The following is a 4,399-nucleotide window of genomic DNA, read 5'->3' on the forward strand; positions in this document are numbered from 1 at the left end:
CGGTCGCGCTGCGCGCTCCCTCGCCACGGCAGGCTCCCGTCCTGACGGCGAGCTTTGCGTCTCGTCGCGCGCCTGCCCTCGCTCTCCGCGGGACACGAGCGCTCGCGGGCGCGCCGCGCTCGGCTGCCGAGAACGCGCGCGGTCTGCACGGACGTTCGTCGCACGAGTCCACGCTGATCGGTCACGAGCACGTGGCCGTCGACGTGCTCGAATCGGTCGTGATCGTGGCCGCGCGGGAACGTGCTCGACGAACGTGGGCGTCGCCGACAAATCCTAGACGCCCCACGACAACGCGCGCGTTCTCGGCAGCCGAGCGCGGCGCGCCCGCGAGCGCCCGTGTCCCGCGGAGAGCGAGGGCAGGCGCGCGACGAGACGCGGGGCCCCTTGTAAAAACGGGAGCCTGCCGTGGCGAGGGAGCGCGCAGCGCGACCGAGCTAGGCATTCGCTCGCGAGACGAGCCGAAGCGAAGGCGAGACCGAACCGAGCGCAAGCGAGGTTCGCGTCGCAGCCGAGCGCAGGCGAAGTCCGAGCGAGCGAACGCTTGGTTCGCGCAAAGCAGGGAACCACCTACGGGAGCGCCGTCGCCCGAGCGGGTCCGCGGGACACGCGCTCGCGAGGCAGCCGCGCGAGGCGTTCGCGACGACCGCCCGCGCGAGGTAGCCGCGCGAGGCGTTCGCCCCGAGATCCAGCGAGCTACGCCGGCACCAGGTCGTCGGTCGCGGGCGCCGCAGCCGCGGGCTCGCAGCGGATCGCGATGTCGCCCTTGTCGTCGACGTCGACGAACGCGATGCCGCCGGCGATCAGCTTGCCGAACAGGATCTCGTTCGCGAGCGGCGCCTTCAGCGTCGACTGGACCAGCCGCGCCATCGGCCGCGCGCCCATCGCCTTGTCGTAGCCGTGCTCGACGAACCAGTCGATCGCCGCCGGCGACACCTCGAGCTCGACCTTCTTCTCCGCGAGCTGGCCATCGAGCTCGTCGAGGAACTTCCGCGCGACCTTGCGGATGACCTCGACCGGCAGCGCGCCGAAGAACACCGTCGCGTCGAGCCGGTTCCTGAACTCGGGCGTGAACACCCGCTCGAGCGCCTTCTTGCCGTCCTTGCCGAACCCGGCGAGGTCGCCGAAGCCGTGCGAGAACCCGATCGAGCCCGCCGCCATCTCGCGGCTGCCCGCGTTGCTGCTCATGATCAGGATGACGTTGCGGAAGTCGCTCTTGCGGCCGTTGTTGTCCGTCAGCGTCGCGTGGTCCATCACCTGCAACAGGATGTTGTAGATGTCCGGGTGCGCCTTCTCGATCTCGTCGAGCAGCACCACGCAGTACGGGTGCTTGTTGATCGCGTCCGTCAGCTGACCGCCCTGGTCGAAGCCGACGTAGCCCGGCGGCGCGCCGATCAGCCGCGACACCGTGTGCTTCTCCATGTACTCGGACATGTCGAAGCGCACGAACTCGATGCCCATCACGTTCGCGAGCTGCTTGGCGAGCTCGGTCTTGCCGACGCCCGTCGGGCCTGCGAACAGGAAGCAGCCCGTCGGCTTGTCGGGGTTGCCGAGGCCCGCGCGCGACAGCTTGATCACCGTCGCGAGCTGGTCGATCGCCGCCTCCTGGCCGAAGATCAGCCGCTTCAGATCGGCGTCGAGGTTCGCGAGCTTGGTCTTGTCCGCCGTCGACACCGAGCGCGGCGGGATCCGCGCGATCTTCGCGACGACCTCCTCGATCAGCGACGGCCGGATCTCCGTCGGGCGCAGCTCCGGCGCCATCAGGCGCACCTTCGCGCCCGCCTCGTCCATGACGTCGATCGCCTTGTCGGGCAGGTGCGAGCCGCTGATGTGGCGCGCGCTCAGCTCGACCGACGCCTCGACCGCGGCGTCGGTGTACTTGACCTCGTGGTGCTCCTCGTAGCGGCTGCGCAGCCCCTTGAGGATCTCGATCGCCTCGGGGACCGTCGGCTCGCCGACGTCGATGCGCTGGAACCGTCGCGACAGCGCGCGATCGCGCTCGAACGCCTGGCGGTAGTCCTTGAACGTCGTCGAGCCGATGCACCGCAGCTCGCCGTTGCTGAGCGCCGGCTTCAGGATGTTCGCCGCGTCCATCGTGCCGCCGCTGGTCGCGCCGGCGCCGATGATGTTGTGGATCTCGTCGATGAACAGGATCGACTTCGGGTCGCCCGTCAGGACCTTGAGCACGGCCTTGAGCCGCTCCTCGAAGTCGCCGCGATAGCGCGTGCCCGCGAGCACCGCCGTCATGTCGAGCGAGTACACCTTCGCCTCGAGCAGCGGCGCCGGCACCTTCTTGTCGATGATGCGCAGCGCGAGTCCCTCGGCGAGCGCGGTCTTGCCGACGCCGGGCTCGCCGATCAGCAGCGGGTTGTTCTTCCGCCGCCGCGACAGCACCTGGATCATGCGCTCGAGCTCGTCGGCGCGGCCGATCAGCGGATCGATCTTGCCTTCCTTGGCGCGCGCCGTGAGGTCGACGCAGAAGCTCTCGAGCGGGTTCGCGACCTTGCCGTCCTCGCCGCCGTCGTCCTCGACGCCGCGCGTGCGCGGCACCATCGGCTGCGCCCCGCCGCCGACCTTCGGCACGCCGTGCGAGATGTAGTTGATGACGTCGAACCGCGTCACGCCCTGCTTCTCGAGCAGATAGACCGCGTGCGAGTCCTTCTCGCGGAACATCGACGCGAGCACGTTGCCCGTCGTCATCTGCTGGCGCCCCGCCGACTGGACGTGCACGACCGCGCGCTGCAGCACGCGCTGGAACGCGATCGTCTGGTCGGGCGCGGACTCCTCGCCGTCCGGCAGCTCCTCGACCTCTTCGTCGAGGAACCGCTCGAGCTCGCCGCGCAGCGCCTCGATGTCGCCGCCGCACTTGATGACGATGTCGCGACCCGACGGGTCGTCGAGCATCGCGAGCAGCAGGTGCTCGAGCGTGATGTACTCGTGGCGGCGCTCGCGCACGTCGTCGACGGCGCGCTGGAGCGTGGCTTGGAGCTCGGGTGACAGCATGTGGCCTCCTCTAATCTTCCGGCTCGATCGAGAGCTGCAGCGGGAACTGCTGCTCCTTCGCGAGCACCATCGTCTTGCTGACCTTGGTCTCGGCGACCTCGAACGTGTACACGCCCGCGACGCCGACCCCGTTGTTGTGCACGTGGCTCATGATCGACACCGCGTCGTTCTCGCTCTTGTGAAACACCGACTGCAGCACCCACACGACGAACTCGCGCGTCGTGTAGTCATCGTTGTGTAGCAGCACCTTGTACATCGGCGGCTTCTTCGTGCGCGTTCGCTCGTCGAGCACGAGCCCGGTCTGCCGCTCGCCATCGCGGCGAGTCGCAGGTGGCTTCTTGTCGTCCGACATCCGAGGCATGGACAAAATTGTACGAGACCCTCGGGCGTTGTGTAGCGCTTCGCGCCCGAAGCCGTGGCCCGCAATTTCGGGTAGGTTGCCCACATGCCCGTGACCGATGGGACCGCGAAGTGGGTCGAGCAGCTGTTCGAGTCGTCGATCGTGCCGACGCTCGAGAAGTACATTCTGATCCCGAACAAGTCGCCGATGTTCGATCCCGAGTGGAAAGCGCACGGTCACATGGATCGCGCGGTCGAGCTGCTCGCGGGGTGGGCAAAGTCGAACCTGCCCGAGGGCGCCACGCTCGAGGTCGTCCGCATCGGGGATCGCACCCCGGTCATCTTCATGGATATCCCTGCGACCGGTGGTCGCACCGGCGACACGGTCCTCTTGTACGGCCACCTCGACAAGCAGCCGGAGATGTCGGGCTGGCGCGCCGGGCTCGATCCCTGGACGCCGGTGCGCGAGGGCGACAAGCTGTTCGGCCGCGGCAGCGCCGACGACGGCTACGCGATCTTCGCATCGCTGACCGCGATCAACGCCATGCACAAGGACAAGCTGCCGCACGCGCGCTGCGTCGTCCTCATCGAGGCGTGCGAGGAGTCGGGCAGCTACGACCTGCCCGCGTACATCGAGCACCTCGCGCCGCGCATCGGCGAGCTCTCGCTCGTCGTGTGCCTCGATTCCGGCTGCGCGAACTACGATCAGCTGTGGTCCACGACGTCGCTGCGCGGCCTCGTGATCGGCACGCTCGAGGTCTCGCTGCTCCGCGAGGGCGTGCACTCGGGCGATGGCACCGGCGTGGTCGCCGGCAGCGAGCGCGTGATCCGCATGCTGCTCGATCGCCTCGAGGATACGCACACCGGGCAGATCAAGCTCGCGCAGCTCGCGACGCAGATCCCGCGCGCGCGTCTCGCGCAGGCCGAGGCCACCGCGAAGGCGATCGGCGACGACGTGTGGAACAAGTTCCCGTATCAGCCCGGCGCGCAGCCGCTGACGAAGGACAACACCGAGCTGATCCTGAACCGCACGTGGCGCCCGACGCTGGCGATCACCGGC

At 68.7% G+C, this 4,399-nt stretch carries 3 protein-coding genes; 1 reads left to right on the forward strand and 2 read right to left on the reverse strand.

Annotation, left to right across the window (positions count from 1 at the left end; translation table 11 throughout):
- Positions 1 to 693: 693 nt before the first annotated feature.
- Together clpA and VH914_16395 are read right to left on the reverse strand one after the other, a co-directional pair.
- Positions 694 to 3,000 carry an ATP-dependent Clp protease ATP-binding subunit ClpA gene (gene clpA / locus VH914_16390; protein ID HEX4492786.1) on the reverse strand — a complete coding sequence of 769 codons (2,307 nt, stop codon included), beginning with the start codon at positions 2,998 to 3,000 and terminating at the stop codon, positions 694 to 696.
- A 10-nt stretch (positions 3,001 to 3,010) separates the two neighbouring features.
- Entirely contained in the window at positions 3,011 to 3,352 is a 342-nt protein-coding gene (locus VH914_16395) for an ATP-dependent Clp protease adaptor ClpS (protein ID HEX4492787.1), read from the reverse strand.
- A gap of 93 nt (positions 3,353 to 3,445) precedes the next feature.
- Between VH914_16395 and VH914_16400 the strand changes: the two genes are divergently transcribed.
- A partial coding sequence (locus tag VH914_16400) for a M20/M25/M40 family metallo-hydrolase (GenBank protein ID HEX4492788.1) occupies positions 3,446 to 4,399 on the forward strand: 954 nt, incomplete at its 3' end.

The organism is Acidimicrobiia bacterium (assembly GCA_036271555.1).
In the GTDB taxonomy this organism is placed as follows: domain Bacteria; phylum Actinomycetota; class Acidimicrobiia; order IMCC26256; family PALSA-610; genus DATBAK01.